Raw genomic sequence first — 14,579 nt, 5'->3', positions numbered from 1 at the left:
TCGCTGCAAAACCCCCTAAATTTACCCATAGGTAAATTTGGAGGATACCATGCACATCACCCGCATGGATCAGCTTGGCCCGGAAATCCGCAAGGCCCGCAAGGCGCTTGGCCTGTCGCAGACCGATCTGGCGCTTGCCACGGGCTTGAGCGTCAAGTTCCTCAGCCAACTTGAAACCGGCAAGGCCGACAATCCGGGCTTTGCCAATATCCTGGATATCACCCGTGCCCTTGGCGGTCAGGTGATGCTGGACTGGTCGGATATGTCATCAGAACCCGATCCCACTCAAATGGACGGAGACCGGGCATGACCAAAACCCTTCTGGTCCTTGCCAATGGCCGCGACCGGGTTGGCGTTTTGCGCGCCGATGCGCGCGGCTATATGTCGTTTGCCTATGACCCGGAATGGCTTGCAAGCCCTGCGGCCTATCCGGTTTCGCAAAGCATTCCGCTGCGGGATGGTGCGTTTGACCATCAGGCCATTGAACCGTTCTTTGACGGGCTTTTGCCCGATAAAAAGGATGTCCGCCGCCAGATCGCAGCACTGTTTGATGTCGCCCCGACGGACGAGTTTGGAATTCTGGAACATATCGGGCGCGATTGCGCCGGGGCCTTGATGCTGATCCATCCCGATCAGGCAAAAAGCCCCCTGCAACCCGACGCCCGTCTTTCGGCAATCTCGACCGATGATCTTGCCAAACGCATTGCCGACCTACCGCAAAGACCGCTTTTCATCGAAGAGGATGAAGTTGTGCTGTCGCTGGCCGGGGTGAATGACAAGGCCGCGGTTTATATCGATCCAGCCACACAGGAAATCTCCCTGCCGTTTGGCGGATATCCAAGTACCCATATCCTTAAAGTTGATATCGAACGCCTGCCGGACTCTACCCGGACCGAGCATTTCTGCATGAAGCTTGCGCGCAAGATCGGCCTTGATGCCGCGCACACCAAAATCCGCCTGTTTAACGATCGCCCTGTCCTGTTCGTCACCCGCTTTGACCGGGCCTATGCCCAGACATCAAACGGCGTCCGCGTGACCCGCCTGCATCAGGAAGATTTCTGTCAGGCACTTGGCGTCAATCCGGATGTCAAATATGAACGTCAGGGTGGACCGGACCTTGCCGCGATGTTTACGCTCACCAAACAGGCCTCCACCATCCCGGCGCGCGATATCCCCAAGCTGCTTGGGTTTGTGATTTTCAATTTCCTGATCGGCAACCCGGATGCGCACGCCAAGAACTATTCCTTGATCTACCGGCAACGCCCGACAAATGCCAATGCAACAAATGTCCACACCGCGATCAGTCCGCTCTATGACGTCAACAATGGTGCGGCATTTCGCGATTGCTTCAAAAGCCAGCGCCCCCGCCTCGCCCAATCCATCGGCGGATGCTTTGACCCGACCGAACTGGACTGGTCACACTGGGAATCCCAGGCCCGCATGATCGGAAGCTCCCCCACGGCGCTCCGCAAGGCGTTGCTCACCATGGCAAAAAAACTGCGCGAAACCATCACCCCGCTGCGCAATGAATTGCGCGACACGGATGCCGATAGCCCAAGGCTTGATCTGATCATTGACGATGTGTCGAACCGATGTGACGCTTGGATCAGAAAACTCGGGTGACCCCATGGATGATGATGTCGAACTCCCGCCGGGCATCGGCCCGCACAATGACCGAGAACTGGAATTGATGCTGGCCGGAACAAAGCCGATGGCAATGTTCTCGGACGCGGTTCATGTCAGCGACTATTTCCCCGAAGCCGATTTTGCCCCGCATGTCAAATCAGGCCGGATCATCCGCGCCCAAGAAATCATCCCGCGCCCACCCCATGACATGCGCTACTTGTTCTTCGCCCTGCCCGGCGAAGAATGGCGGATCGAGGAAGCGTTGGTTATGTGTCGTAATTTATGCGCTGGGACGGTCAAGGACCATGACGCAGATTCCGCGCGGATGGGAGAGTTGTTGGGGTATTCGGCACAGGATATCACGGCGTTCCTTGAACACCTCCAAAGAGGCAGAACTCAAGAATGACCTCAGATTCTCAAAAGCGTGATGAGCGTAACTTTGTGCTCAAAGCATCTCAGCTACTAAATACCTCGTGGGAAATTTTAGAACAGCGCGAGAAACCAGATTTTATCATAAAAGAGGGCGCACTTATTTTTGGGCTGGAGGTAAGGGAAATATTTCTTAATGAAAACAAGAACAAAGGAGGATCGTCCGTAAAACAGACAGAACAACATCGAAGCAAAAAATTAGAAAAATTTGCTCATAGTTTTGAGAAAAAATCTAATTTGGCTTTGCATGTTCGGCTCCTTAGGAAGCCAGATGCTGGAAATATCTCTCAATGCGAGTTAAAAGAACTGCATCAAGCCTTAATGGCAGAAAACCTTGAAAGCAGAGAAACCGGCTACCAAACTCAATTTTTGCTCCGTTGCGGCACCAAGGTTTGGGTCACCAAAGAATTTCATTCTCGCTGGTACGTTGTAAACGACAGAGTCGGATGGGTAAGCCAAGACCCCATTGAGCTCATTCAAGCCGCAATCGATACAAAATGCAAAAAGCTGAATACTTATCGTAAGAATGCAGGACCAGATATACGCTTACTTTTGGTCGCCAACCACCTGAATAACAGTGGGAAAATCACGCTCTCACCAACGACCAGCAGGTCTTTTGATCTGCAAGGCTTTACGAAAGTCTACTTCTTATCTCATCCATCAGAAGCGTTGGTGCTCTGAGGCCAGCTCCCTTCACCAATACTGCTCGTATTCTTTAAGCAAGAGCGCAGTTTTCAACAAACCCTGACTTTCCGCTGTTTGAATAATCACGCTGGTTGACAAGGCTGGTCTTTTGAAACGCTGCCGCATTTTCTTAAGCGCTGAGAAAGCTGTATGCTCATGCAGAGTAATCGTATCTGCAAGGAAATCATCAAGTGATTTCGGCTCGATTGAGAACCTGCCAAGCTCTTCTGCTGGGAAGTCTTTTAGGTTATCTGTCACCAGAACTTGAGCATGTGTGGCGACCGCAGCCGCCAGAACATGACGGTCATCCGGGTCTGGCAGGTTTATCGCCGGAATGAACTGCTCAAAGTCAGTGACGCAAGCTTCCTCGAAGGCAGTTTCCACGCTCTCTCGTTCTTGCGCAGCATCAACTTCGCCATTTGTAATTTTCGTGATTGCCCGTTCCATCTCATCAAGGATCACAGGACTCCAACGCGGGCGAAAAAGCTCTGCTTCCGCAAGACTCAGCAACAAGTTTCGCTTGAACACACCAGCCAGAACACATGCATCCAATAGCGCTGTAAAATGGTCTGACCGGTATGTCATGGCGAATTAATATCCCTTGAGGATCAAATCCGCGTCCCTCTCCGCCATCTCGGACAGAGCAGCGGCGCGACGGGCATCCCGGACTTCTTTATAGGCAAACAAATCCTCGGCCTTGATCCGGCGATGCCGTCCGACGGTGGCGTATGGGATTTCATCGGCCTCCAGCAACTTGATCAGGTAGGGCCGCGACACATTCAGCAAATCCGCCGCCTGTTGCGTCGTCAACTCCGCCGAAAGCGGGATCATCTGAAAGCCCTGACGACTGGACACCAGACGCAACAAAGACATCAGGCTTTCGGTCAAAGCCGGGCTGAGCGTAATCGTTTTCGGCTCCCCGTCACCGGGCATGACGGTCAGCTTGGTATCTTCACCTTCTTTGGTCTGCGATGCGATAATCTGGCGGAGCTGATCGGCAGTAGCGCTTTCAATTTGCGTGGGCAATCTACCGCCAAAATCGTCTTTGCGAATTGCGGACATATTGCAATCTCCATTTCACTTTCCGGCGCACGGCTACAAGTTTTCTACAAATTTTCTACAATTTTTCTTGTAGCGTTCTTACTTATACACACGCGCTCATCTATTCGCAATATTCGAAACATTCGCAACAAACGAAATCATTGGATCTTCTTATCCGCACTCCGCTTCACAACACTCACCCCCAAAACACCCAACGCAATGCCCCAGATCGGGCTGGTATTGACCAGCGCTGCGATGATCGCCGGGGCTTGAAGCGGGGTGAGGATGATGGCGTAGGCGATGGCGCCCATGGTCATGATCCAGGTGAGTGCGACGGCGTAGCCGAAGCTGGGGCGCCAGCGGCGGACAAACGCGTCTTCGCTGGCGACCTCGGCGCGGATGGTGCGGTTGACGGATTTCAGGGTTTCGGTATCACGCGCCAGTTCGATTTCGGCCATGCGTTCGGTGTGGCGGTTGGCCGCGCTTATTTGTTCGGGCGTGACGTCGCCCTTGGTCACAGCCGCCTCCACCTGTTTCAGGCCCTCGGCCGCGGTTTTGGCAATTGGGTTGTCGATATGATCAAGCCCCGCGCCCACCGCCTTCATCAAAAGCGGCAGGCCGATCTGGGCGAGCAATGCCGGGATCATGTGATAACTCCCTACCCTATATTTTTGTAAAACAAGTGGTTTCCAATCTCGGCCACCGGCACATGGCCGCGCGCCCAGAACGGATCGACCGCATGGGTGTGATAGTGGGTCGCACCCTCGGTGTGATCGGGAAGCTCCCCCGCCACCGCGCGCTTCGCGATGCGTTTGCACAAACGGTAGGCCGGGTCACGCGGGCTGAGTGCCAGCAGCTTCTTGCGGTTGGGATCCTTGGCGTTCCAGCAGGAAAACTGTGCCGGTTTCAGGCACACCGATTTGATGTCATTGCCCCACCAATAGCGCCCGCGCCGCTTGGCAAACGCCACCCGGTTGAGGATGACCGATGCCACGGCTTCGATCCCGCGAAGTTCTTCGCCGCGCGCCTCGCCATAAAGGGTGCGGGCAAGCACCTCGACCTCGGGCAGTGTATCGGGATCGGTGACCGGCGTTGATACCGATCTGGTCAGGGTTTGGGGTTCGGTCATAGGCTCAGATCCTTTTTGGTCGGGATGGGCGGCATGTCGAGTTTGGCCTCGATCCGGAGCAAATGACCGGTCAGGCGTTTTTCGACATCCTTGAGATAGGGGATGGAGACATAGTTGCGCGCGACATCGAGCTTGAAGGCAGCCAAGGCATCGCGCAGGTCGCTGGCATCTGATTCCTCGCGGGCACGGAGTTGCTCCACCCGGCCAAGCAGTTCGGAACGCATCCGCCAATGCAGCCAGAACAGGCTGGCGACAGCAGGGATTTCAACAGCCGTGATCCACCAGATCACATCGACCGTCTGGGTCACAGGCAGGGTCATGGGGGCCTCGATTTTCAGACAAAGAAAAACCCGCAAACCGATGGTTTGCGGGTCAGGTCGACCTCTTCTCCGCCCGGGGCGACATCCCACGGGCTGGATAAGCGGTCAAAGCAGTCAGGAGGCGGGGAAGCTTGGTTTAAGCTGCCGGGCCTTTGAGCTTTTCTTCCAGGTCCTGCCAGGCCTCGCCAGAGGCGACAAGGCAGCTTGGGCCGGACGGATAGGTAAACAGGATGGTCCAGGTCTGGCCATCGGGGGCTTTAAGCACCTCGATCACGCCACCATTGGATGTCACGCCGACCGCGACCGGTTCTTCGGAATATTTTGCGCTCAGGCTGTCGATCACCTTGGATCGATCCCCGCAGACGGGGGATGCCGAGGCTGGGGTATGTGTTACTGCAACGGCACCTGCCACCACAGCAATCAAGCTCAGTGTTTTCAACATGGTCAGGCCTCCTGACAGTCAGGTGCGCCCACATGGACGTCTTGTTTTCCTGTACTGCAAAATCAATCAACAAATGATCTTTGGCCGCTTCCTTGTGCCGGCTTCATGGGCCGGGACCCGTCTTTTTCTGGCTTCGAAAACTCACTTTAGTATAGGAAGAAAAATTACTTACTATGCTTTCATATAATAAACGTAGGGACCAAAGCTGAATTTTCCATGAATATTTCACAAATGTGATACAGACCCGCGCTAACCATTTGGCATTGTGAGAAAGTTTTTTACTCCCTCACGAATTGAAAGCCCGTTCTCACGGGTTGAAATGGCTATCGGCCCGGAAAATCCCGCTTTGTGCCCGCCAGTCGGCGCGTTTGATCGGCATATCGACCCGTGGCAAGCGCACCGGATCATGCAAAATACAGCCCGCCACCGCATCAAGCCCGTCATCGGCACTTTTGTTGGCATTGCTGTTATCGGGATGCCAATCGCGCATCTGGCGCAGAAACGGTGTCTGGCAAACAGCGCGATGGACATGCAGCAATCCTGCCCCCATCACCGCACCAAAGGCATCCTCGATCCGGGTGGCCTTGTTGGTACTCTCATGATGTTCTACGACGCTCGCCGCCCATCCGATTGATTTCAATTCACGCCGAAGAATATTGGGCAGAAACCGGCCAATGCCATTGGTCTCAACCCGGACCGACGGCAAGTGATGGCGCGCCATAAAGTCGGCCACTTGCGCACAAAGCTGGCTGGCCTCATCGCGCCAAGGCATATCGCAGTTTGCCGTTGGGTCAGTCGGATCAGACGCCCGCAGCCACGCGATATCCTGCAGCCAATATTCCCCCTGATCACAGATATAAACACATGCCACCACCGCCCCGTCGCCCCGAAGCGACCCCAAACTCGGATCAAAATGGCAGGCACTGGCGACCATGGTCCGCCCGCCAATTCGAAGGCTCATGCGGCCATTGCCATGGGTGATCTCGGCCGCGTCGTCGTAAAACCGCAGTTTTGCGGGGTCGAGCATGCCTGCCACCGGGGCCATCATTTCAAGCATCATCTGGCTTTGAAACTTGCGCTCTGGCGTGCGGATCCGCATCGCATCAATCGCGGCTGCGTCAAACCGTTCCGGCCAGTTTGATGTACCGTGCTTATTGACGATGGGAAGCTCAAAGCGTGAAAAACCGGCAAGGAACGGGACAACTTCCCCGATTTCAGTTCGCGCTTCATCGGCATAGATCGAGTAATAGCTGTGCGGGGTGCCGACATAAAGCTGCGCACCACGTGGCCCCAGCACATAGGCAATCTCGCCAAGCTTTTCGCGCAGCTCGGCACGTTTATGGGCCGTGTCGCTGTTTTTGGGCACCTCGACATCATCGCAAATCACCAGATCGGCACGCGATCCGGTGATATTGCCGCCAATCCCGACGGCCTGCATCGACGGATCACGCAACACAGCCGTTCGCGCCACGGTAAATCGCTCGCTCCCCCAATCGATCAGCTTTTCGGGCAAAAGGGCGCTCATCAACGGATGACGCTCAATCACGCGCTTGACGTTGCGCACCATCTTTTTCGCCAGATCCAGATCGGCGGCCAGCACCAGAATGCGCAAATCGGCATCGCGATAAAGCAACCAGGCACAAAACAATCCGACCAGCGTCGATTTGCCGGAATTGCGAAACGCCATCAAAAGCATTTCCCGCTTGCCCGACTGCCAGCAGTCCTCAAGCCAATCGGCCATCTTGCGATGATGGACCGGCAGGCTGAGCCCCAACATCTGATCCCAGATCCAGACGAATTCGGCGAAGCGGGCGGTCTGAGTAATTGGCATTCCCCACTCCATCAATTTGCTTGTTGTGCTCTGTCACGTTCGCGTCCGGGCGACGTCAAAGCTGTGTCTGAGTACCATGACAACAAGGAGCAACCCGATAATGCAGACCTATCGCAGCATGCGTTTTGGCGGCCTGATGGCAGCCTTTCTTTTCCTGACACTTGGTCTTTTCGTCACACTGCCCGCACATGCCAAACCGCCATCGGCCTGTGCCCCGACAACGTTTTCACTCAGCGGCAGCAATGTCGACAATGCGTGGAAACAGGTTACGAACAGCCAGTGGAGCAACATGTTGCCTATGATCTGGCAGGACAAAGGATTTCACTTTTATACCCGCGTTCGTGAACGCGGCCCGAATGCCGGAATTCAGACCCCGTCAGATCTTGAATCTGAAATCCGCCGCGGCACGGCAACAACCACGACCACGGCAAATCGCTATCAGATCACGCTGAATATCCAAAACGGCAGCGGCAGTTTCATGAAAGTCTTCTACGACTATGCCGGTGGCAAGAACGCCAAATGCGAATTGGTAACATTGTCCTACTGAATTTATGCGCCCTACCATGCTCATTGAATGGTGGGGCGCAGCACCTCAGGCGCCCGCAAGACTGAGCTTTGCTTCGGCAATCAGCTGATCGACATTGCTTTTCTCAGGTGCGTCGCTATCAACTTCTCCCGCTCCCTCACACGCCCAGCGCAAAAGCTTGATCAAGCTTTCAAGATGCCCGAGTGCCGTTTTGCATGCCGCCTGATGCGCATTGAAATCCTTGGCATCCCGCAAAAGGGCCGCCTGCTGAGCCGCCCGGCGATAGGCATTACGCACCCGTTTGATATCATCGGGCAAATCACGCAGCAGCTCCGCCCGCAAGGTGGCGATTGGATCGGTGTTTTCCCTCTCAAGCATCGCCCATCCTCAGACAGTTGAAAGTTCTGAAAGCCGCGCATTGGAAAGCTTTGCCGGCCAACAGGCCAGATTGCGCAGATGGCCATTCATCGCCTTGTCTGCGCCGTCAAACGATCCCAAAACGATGTTGGCGAAGTTTCGGGCCATTGCGATGTCGTCAGGCAATTCGACGGATAAATCATTTTTAAGGTGATCAATCACATGAGCCATCAGCGCACCTTGAAAGCTCAATCTGCACCAAGCTTTAAGAGAAAGAAACTGATGACCACCAAACTTGACCAACCTCTGTCTCTAAAAAACGATCCATCAAATACTGCATACCAACAAAAATCATCTGATGATCTTGCTTATATTCCGGGGGCTTTGAACCGGGCCCGACAATTATCAATTGGTTTCCAGTTGCACCGTAGTAAGAGAGTTTTCGGACTTTATGCTTGATGTCGGCGCTGTCCCAGTGACTGTTGGTTACTTGAACTAGCAGTTTTTGCCCGCTTTTTGATAATCCGAAGATATCCACATCTTTCAATGTACGACCAACGGGCATCAGCAAGCTTTGCATGCGCGGAAGATCGTCATGAACATTCTGTCTAAGAAATTCAGCAACCATCACTTCTTGTTGAGAAACGGATAAGTTGGTTGCAATTTTTTCGGCAGGAAGTCTATCGACCAGACGCTGTATTTGACTGCCAACAGCTTTCCACCGAACTAGTGTTCCCTGACGAGGACGTCCAGCTAATATCGCAATCTGTTGCTCTAAAGTTAACTCCCTATGCATCTCTAGTTCTAGTGTTTTTAGTTGCGCGATACGTTCTGGCTGTGACTTCCACTGACCTTCAGTTAGTGAAATATTACTGCCCTTTTTGACCTTTCCTAAGATACAGCGTCTCCCAAATTGGTAGTATGCACAAACATATCCACCATTTTTCGCCAACATATGCATACGCTTGAGATTTTGGTGAGCTGTTCCTTCATAGTCGGCGGGATCAGTCGACACGCTATCCTTCTTCGGTACTGGGTTTGCCTTCTCATGCGGGAAATGGATCGCGATGAGATGTTGATCAAGCAAAGCCTGATAAGTTTCATCGCTTATATCTAATTTGGAAGCATGACGAACAAAATATGTAACTGGCTGCGCCATGGACTGCTTTCCTGATCAAGCTTACGAGGGAACTAACAATAACATCTACTGCTAGCTGTCAAATTGATAGCTCTGAAAGCCGCGCATTGGAAAGCTTTTCCGGCCAATAGGCGAGATTGCGCACATGCCCGTTCAGTGCCTTGTCGATGCCGCCAAAGGAACCCAGCACGATATTGGAAAAGTTGCGCGGCATGGCAAAGCCATCGGGGGAAGACAGCACCACACCATCCAGCCCGACCGAGATCACATCGTCATCCCAGGCAAGTGCAATGCGATGGCGCGTGTTCCTGGCAAGGCTTCCATAAAGCGACTGGGTGATCAGCGGCACGCCATCAGAACGCAGCGAAATGCGCAGTTGATCGGCGGCACTGTCATAGCCAAGATCAAGGTGATCGTCATTGAGGCTAAGCGAGTAAAGCTGCACGATCCGCCAGATGCCATCCCAATCGGACGCGGTATGGATATCAAACACCAAGGTGCCCCGGCCTTGCGCGAACCAGTCACCGGGATCAAGCCGCACATAATCGCACGCCCGCGCCGCCGGAATGCCGTTGCTGATGATATCACTGGTGGGGGCTGGCCCGGCTTCAAGCTGCGCATTCCAGATCAGGATTGAGGCCGGAAGCGCAGTTATCGCGGTGCTGATCTTCGGATAGCGGGTCGTACCGGATGCCGGTTCGGCGATCCACACCCGCTGCCAGTTTTCATCCAGGGCAAAGCCATGCGCGGAAGCCCCGTCAATCCCGCCAAGCGTGATGTCAGCCGTGCCCGAAACCGCGCGCATCCAGACGGCAAAGCTGTAGGTCTGGCTGGCGACAAGCCCGCCGACATTCTGATACAGCCCGTCCGCACCACCGGAAGTGCCCGGCAGATCAAGCTGCATCGCGGTTTGGCTGCCATCCGGGGCGGTAATGGTGCTGCTGGACACGGTCACACCGCTGTTCTTTTCCCAAAGCGCGTTGTCAAAGGCGGTTGAGTAGCGCAGCAAATTGGTCGCCGCCCCCTCGATCAAAAGGCCCAAACGCCGGCCAAGCCGATCATGGTCATAGGCCGGTTCATCAATCGCGCTGGTTTCAAGCAGGCCATTTTGGCCGCGAACAAGCTTGGTGCTGGCGCGCGACACGTTCATGCAGGCCGCAAGCGGCTGATAACGCAATCCCATTGGATGCATCTCCGTTTAATTGGCTATGGGTTGATGGTGGTGCGCTAGCCGCCAATGCGATGAATGTGACACCAGGTCAAAAGACCGCTTGCGCCAATGTCGCGTGTTTGCACATCACTATGCGACAGACGCAGGCGCAATCCGCTGCCGGGTGTGGGATTAATCCGGGCAATACCATTGAGGCGCAAACTGTGCGCCGCCCCGCTGCCCATGGCGGTGATGTCATTGGCCTGCAGGTGGCTTGACCAATCGGCGCCGTCAAAGCGTTCGAGCGACAATGTGGTAAATACCGACTGGTCGGTAATCGGGAAACGCACCCCGATATCGACATGATAAAAGCCGGGCGCGAGGCCGGTGACACCATGCACCGCACTGTCATAAAGCCCGTGGCTGTCTTCAATCACCTGATCCCATTCGACCAGAAACGCCCCGCCCGCCGGGATGGATTGGCTGGCCACCCGCAGAAGCTTCACCACCGGGCCGCTTTCATGGATCGGGGCAGCAAACCAGCGCGTACCATCACAGATCAGATCGACCATGTCGCCACGGGTCGGCAACGGATAAACAGTTGCCTCTACCCCGCCATTGGTCGGGCGGATCACATTGCCCGCCGCCGTTGTAATATCAACCATCGTGCCATCGCCGTTAAACACCCGAAACCGAACGCCATTGCGCGCAACGGACGCCACCGGCAAGGTCAATTGCGCCCCGCTTGAAAGCCGGACCAGCGATCCGGTTTCGCGGATATCCATGATCCGGCTGACCGGCGCGTCGATCACCGGCATGCGGCGTTCATCCTCCCACGCCAGCACATCGCCACTGCGAAAATCAAGATCAAGCATCGCGGAGGCGTTTGATCGCTCGAACGACGCAGCTGCGATTTCAGACCGGCTTTCGGCGGCCTCGGCCCGGTTGGCGGCATTTTGTGCCTGGCTTGCCTTATGGCTTGCGACCGCGATATCATCGGCCGTCGGGCCATTGGCAAGCCCCGTACCATCACTGTTCCAGATCAGGGCCCGACCGGGCTTGATCACCGGCAATTCAGCCGACGCAGGTGCATCCTGATCCGCACTAAAACGCAGCGTCCCGGTCAGTGCGTGATCAACATCGCCAAGGGCGGCCGTCATGAAATCAAGATCGCGTTCCAGCGCATCGCCGCGCGGGATCGACATGGCGTCAAAGGCACTTAACCGGCGCAAATGCAACTGGCGGGCAATGGTGATCGTGCTGCCATTTGCCGGCGGGTGTTCAAACCGCACCACACCACCGCCGCCCTCATCACTGGGCGTCAAGGCGATGTGAAACCCGGTTTCGATTTCATTGCCATCGATGATGATGCGCAGATCACCCGCATCAAACACATCAAAATCAAACGGAAATTTGTCACGCGCACCATCGCCGACAAAGACAATGGCGGCACGGATCTGATTGGCAAAAACAGCGCCCATAGCGTACTTCCCCTAAATGTGATCAGCCCCAGAACCTCAGCCCCAGCCATCGCGCTTGGAAAACCAGGCATTCAGCCGTGCGACCGTGTCATCCTGTGTCGATCGCAACAGCGACTTTTCGCGCCAGGCGGCCTGTTGGTTGATGCGATTGCGGTTTCTCGCGGCGGCATCGGCACTCTGGTCCGCATCCTGCCTTGCGGCTTTTTCGTAACCCGCCAAAACCGCACTGGCCGACCCGGATCCACCGGCGATCAAGCCCGATGCCCCTTGCCGGGCACGTGCGGTTGCCTGACGCCGCCTAAGGTCCTCCTCGCGATTGGTCGCATCTTCGCGCTCACGTGCTGCGATCTCGGCCAGCTCCGCCTGACGGGCGGCTTCGGTTTGATCAATCCGGCTTTGTGCATTGCTTTGATTGGCAGCAATGCGTTGTCCGGTTTGCAGCACCGATGCCGCCATCGGCACGATTGATGTAAATCCACCCATCAGTCATTCACCCCCATTTCACTGGCCACACCAAGCAACAAAAAAGGCCGGGGCAATGCCCCGGCGATGCGCCAAAGTCCACTTTTCAGTCCTCCGCCACTGCCCCGCCGCCAGCCCAGTGCGCGCAGCGTGATATCCCCGCTATACAGCGCGTCTTTGTCATCGGCGGATACCGGCAGCGCGACATCGCGCAATCCCCGACCGGTATCAACGCGAAGCTGCCCAGTTTCCTGCAAACGCAGTGTCACCGAAACCAGCCGCACGGCATTGCCGCCATGCGGGCGACTGCCATCCGATGCGGCCGGCGGCAGGGCAAAAATCTCATGGGTAAAGGGCAAGCCGACTTCGATCTCCGCCACTGCCCCGATACGATCTGGCAGCGTAATCGTGCCCCCGGCAACCGGGATGTCATCGGCAAGAACGCCATCGTGCCAAACGCTGACATCCAGACCATCGAGCGGATCAAGATTGCCCCAATGGCGGCGTGGCGGCTCGCCCGCGGCCACCCTTTGGCGGCGATAAAGATCAAATCCGCATGCCGGGTCAAACACGCCCAGGAAATATCGGCCATCGCGTTCCAGTACGACATAGACGTCGCCACCCGACACCGAAACGGATGCAAAGGCGCATCCCGCCACCGACTGCGCCGACCAGGCGGTAATCGCCTCAGACCGATAGAGCGTCAGGGTGGCAAGCGATCCGTCGCGCATCACCACATGCAAAAGCCTTCGATCCGGATCAAAGGCCTGATCGATGGGATGATGGATCAGATGGCGCGACAGCAACGCCAGATCGGCCGATCCATACGCCTGCTCGACATCGGTAAACAGGAATTCGCGAATTTCGCGCCCGCTCCGGCCAGCAAAAAGCGTCGCCCCATCAACATTAACCAGCGGCACGGTACGATCACTCTGGCTGCCAATCCGGGTCTGGCGCGTGACCTGCACATTGGCAGGGGTGAGCGGATCACCCGTCACCATCCATTCCGATCCGCTGGTAAAGACCTGCAAATGACGACCGGCAAAAATGCCGGTGATCGCATTGACCTGATCGGCCAGCAGGGCAAATTCAATCGCCTCGTCATCAAGCCCTTCGCCGAGCTCGAAATTAAACAGATCGCCGGATTTTGACATCCACAACCGGTTGGGCAGATCGCGCGATCCGCCAATGATCAACCGGTCCTGATGGAAGGTCACGCTGCGCGGCCAACCACGCACATCGGAAAAGGCCTGCTCGACAAAATCGACGGTGGCATTGGTATTTGGCAATGCCTGCTTCAGCGCGATGGTGGCGGACCGCGCATTGGCAACGCTTTTAATCTCGCCCTCAATCCCCTGAATCCGCCACAGGGTCCCGACGTGGCCTGGCACGAACACATCCAGATTGGCGGTCAGACTCACTGTGCCGCTGGTGCCCGACGGGCTAAGGGTCGCAGCCGGTTCGACAAACTTGTAATAGGGTTGGCTGGTTCTGAAATTGGTTTCGCGCCAGGCCCAAAGGCTGGTTTGCCAACTGCCATCGCCAGTGCGCGTGATCCGGACCGGCTGGGCATCGGGATGCACGACCAACAGCGTATCCGCACTCTGCGTCCAGTTCAAAAGATCATGGTGCTCTGGCCCAAACGTGGTTTCAAACCAGATCGTCTCGACCCCGTCCTCAAACACCAGCGCACGGTTGTCGCCAAAGGCCAGCAGATAGGTCTGCTCGGTATTGAACTCGAACTGGATCAGGCGGGCCGGGCCCGGTAATTCATCAATCAATCGAATGCCCGGACGGCGTCGCACCCCGCCCGATGGCTCGATAAACACGTTGCGCAGACGTGCGGCCCCATTGGCATAAGCGCTCAGATCCGATCGCCCCCACAATTCCGGGGCCAGTTCGCCGGTCGAAAAGGTGTTTTTCTCCAGAACGCGGCGTGCCATGGGGTGCTCCCTCGTTGAAT

The 14,579-nt window shown here is 55.8% G+C and carries 19 protein-coding genes; 5 read left to right on the top strand and 14 right to left on the bottom strand.

Annotation, left to right across the window (positions count from 1 at the left end):
* The first annotated feature begins 49 nt into the window (after positions 1-49).
* From IT893_RS04870 to IT893_RS04855, 4 genes are read left to right on the top strand one after another with little or no spacing between them, the layout of a single operon-like run.
* Positions 50-310 carry a helix-turn-helix domain-containing protein gene (locus IT893_RS04870; RefSeq protein ID WP_197147026.1) on the top strand — a complete coding sequence of 87 codons (261 nt, stop codon included), beginning with the start codon at positions 50-52 and terminating at the stop codon, positions 308-310.
* Positions 307-1,623, top strand: a complete 1,317-nt coding sequence (locus tag IT893_RS04865; protein ID WP_197147025.1) for a type II toxin-antitoxin system HipA family toxin — start codon at positions 307-309, stop codon at positions 1,621-1,623. The genes IT893_RS04870 and IT893_RS04865 overlap by 4 nt, the downstream gene beginning before the upstream one ends.
* A gap of 4 nt (positions 1,624-1,627) precedes the next feature.
* Complete coding sequence (locus IT893_RS04860; protein ID WP_197147024.1) at positions 1,628-2,032, top strand: hypothetical protein; 405 nt, start codon at positions 1,628-1,630, stop codon at positions 2,030-2,032.
* On the top strand, positions 2,029-2,736 hold the full coding sequence (locus IT893_RS04855; RefSeq protein ID WP_197147023.1) for a hypothetical protein: 708 nt from the start codon (positions 2,029-2,031) through the stop codon (positions 2,734-2,736). The genes IT893_RS04860 and IT893_RS04855 overlap by 4 nt, the downstream gene beginning before the upstream one ends.
* A 12-nt stretch (positions 2,737-2,748) precedes the next feature.
* Here the strand turns inward: IT893_RS04855 and IT893_RS04850 are convergent, their stop codons facing one another.
* The 7 genes from IT893_RS04850 to terL all read right to left on the bottom strand — a co-directional run bounded on the left by IT893_RS04850 (position 2,749) and on the right by terL (position 7,502).
* Complete coding sequence (locus IT893_RS04850; RefSeq protein ID WP_120226498.1) at positions 2,749-3,324, bottom strand: PIN domain-containing protein; 576 nt, start codon at positions 3,322-3,324, stop codon at positions 2,749-2,751.
* Positions 3,325-3,330: 6 nt separating this feature from the next.
* Complete coding sequence (locus tag IT893_RS04845; protein ID WP_197147022.1) at positions 3,331-3,801, bottom strand: helix-turn-helix domain-containing protein; 471 nt, start codon at positions 3,799-3,801, stop codon at positions 3,331-3,333.
* A 137-nt stretch (positions 3,802-3,938) separates the two neighbouring features.
* Complete coding sequence (locus tag IT893_RS04840) at positions 3,939-4,427, bottom strand: 3TM-type holin (protein ID WP_197147021.1); 489 nt, start codon at positions 4,425-4,427, stop codon at positions 3,939-3,941.
* A gap of 11 nt (positions 4,428-4,438) precedes the next feature.
* Positions 4,439-4,909, bottom strand: coding sequence for a cell wall hydrolase (locus tag IT893_RS04835; protein ID WP_197147020.1), 471 nt, complete (start codon positions 4,907-4,909; stop codon positions 4,439-4,441).
* The gene (locus tag IT893_RS04830; RefSeq protein WP_040823358.1) at positions 4,906-5,229 is read right to left on the bottom strand and encodes a hypothetical protein; all 324 of its coding nucleotides are present in this window, start codon (positions 5,227-5,229) and stop codon (positions 4,906-4,908) included. The genes IT893_RS04835 and IT893_RS04830 overlap by 4 nt, the downstream gene beginning before the upstream one ends.
* 136 nt (positions 5,230-5,365) lie before the next feature.
* Positions 5,366-5,671 (bottom strand): hypothetical protein, encoded by a 306-nt coding sequence (locus IT893_RS04825; protein ID WP_008890208.1) that lies wholly within the window; start codon positions 5,669-5,671, stop codon positions 5,366-5,368.
* A gap of 307 nt (positions 5,672-5,978) precedes the next feature.
* On the bottom strand, positions 5,979-7,502 hold the full coding sequence (gene terL / locus IT893_RS04820) for a phage terminase large subunit (protein ID WP_197147019.1): 1,524 nt from the start codon (positions 7,500-7,502) through the stop codon (positions 5,979-5,981).
* Between the two features lie 100 nt (positions 7,503-7,602).
* Here terL and IT893_RS04815 point away from each other — a divergent pair, with 100 nt between their 5' ends.
* Positions 7,603-8,049, top strand: a complete 447-nt coding sequence (locus IT893_RS04815; protein WP_064781811.1) for a hypothetical protein — start codon at positions 7,603-7,605, stop codon at positions 8,047-8,049.
* A gap of 45 nt (positions 8,050-8,094) precedes the next feature.
* On the opposite strand, the gene IT893_RS04810 is transcribed toward IT893_RS04815, so the two are convergent.
* From IT893_RS04810 to IT893_RS04780, 7 genes are read right to left on the bottom strand one after another with little or no spacing between them, the layout of a single operon-like run.
* A complete protein-coding gene (locus IT893_RS04810) occupies positions 8,095-8,406 on the bottom strand; it encodes a hypothetical protein (RefSeq protein WP_197147018.1) in 312 nt (103 codons plus the stop codon).
* A 9-nt stretch (positions 8,407-8,415) separates the two neighbouring features.
* The gene (locus IT893_RS04805; RefSeq protein WP_197147017.1) at positions 8,416-8,616 is read right to left on the bottom strand and encodes a hypothetical protein; all 201 of its coding nucleotides are present in this window, start codon (positions 8,614-8,616) and stop codon (positions 8,416-8,418) included.
* 34 nt (positions 8,617-8,650) lie between these two features.
* Positions 8,651-9,544, bottom strand: a complete 894-nt coding sequence (locus IT893_RS04800) for a hypothetical protein (protein ID WP_197147016.1) — start codon at positions 9,542-9,544, stop codon at positions 8,651-8,653.
* Positions 9,545-9,602: 58 nt separating this feature from the next.
* Positions 9,603-10,706 (bottom strand): hypothetical protein, encoded by a 1,104-nt coding sequence (locus IT893_RS04795; protein WP_197147015.1) that lies wholly within the window; start codon positions 10,704-10,706, stop codon positions 9,603-9,605.
* Positions 10,707-10,750: 44 nt separating this feature from the next.
* Positions 10,751-12,154, bottom strand: coding sequence for a hypothetical protein (locus tag IT893_RS04790; protein WP_197147014.1), 1,404 nt, complete (start codon positions 12,152-12,154; stop codon positions 10,751-10,753).
* Positions 12,155-12,190: 36 nt separating this feature from the next.
* The gene (locus IT893_RS04785; RefSeq protein ID WP_197147013.1) at positions 12,191-12,637 is read right to left on the bottom strand and encodes a hypothetical protein; all 447 of its coding nucleotides are present in this window, start codon (positions 12,635-12,637) and stop codon (positions 12,191-12,193) included.
* Positions 12,637-14,559 (bottom strand): hypothetical protein, encoded by a 1,923-nt coding sequence (locus tag IT893_RS04780; protein WP_197147012.1) that lies wholly within the window; start codon positions 14,557-14,559, stop codon positions 12,637-12,639. The genes IT893_RS04785 and IT893_RS04780 overlap by 1 nt, the downstream gene beginning before the upstream one ends.
* Positions 14,560-14,579 lie beyond the last annotated feature (20 nt).

It is taken from the genome of Thalassospira sp. A40-3 (genome assembly GCF_015871485.1).
GTDB classification, from domain to species: domain Bacteria; phylum Pseudomonadota; class Alphaproteobacteria; order Rhodospirillales; family Thalassospiraceae; genus Thalassospira; species Thalassospira tepidiphila.
Note: the sequence above shows the minus strand (reverse complement) of the source record. Positions and strands in the feature narration are given on the sequence as shown.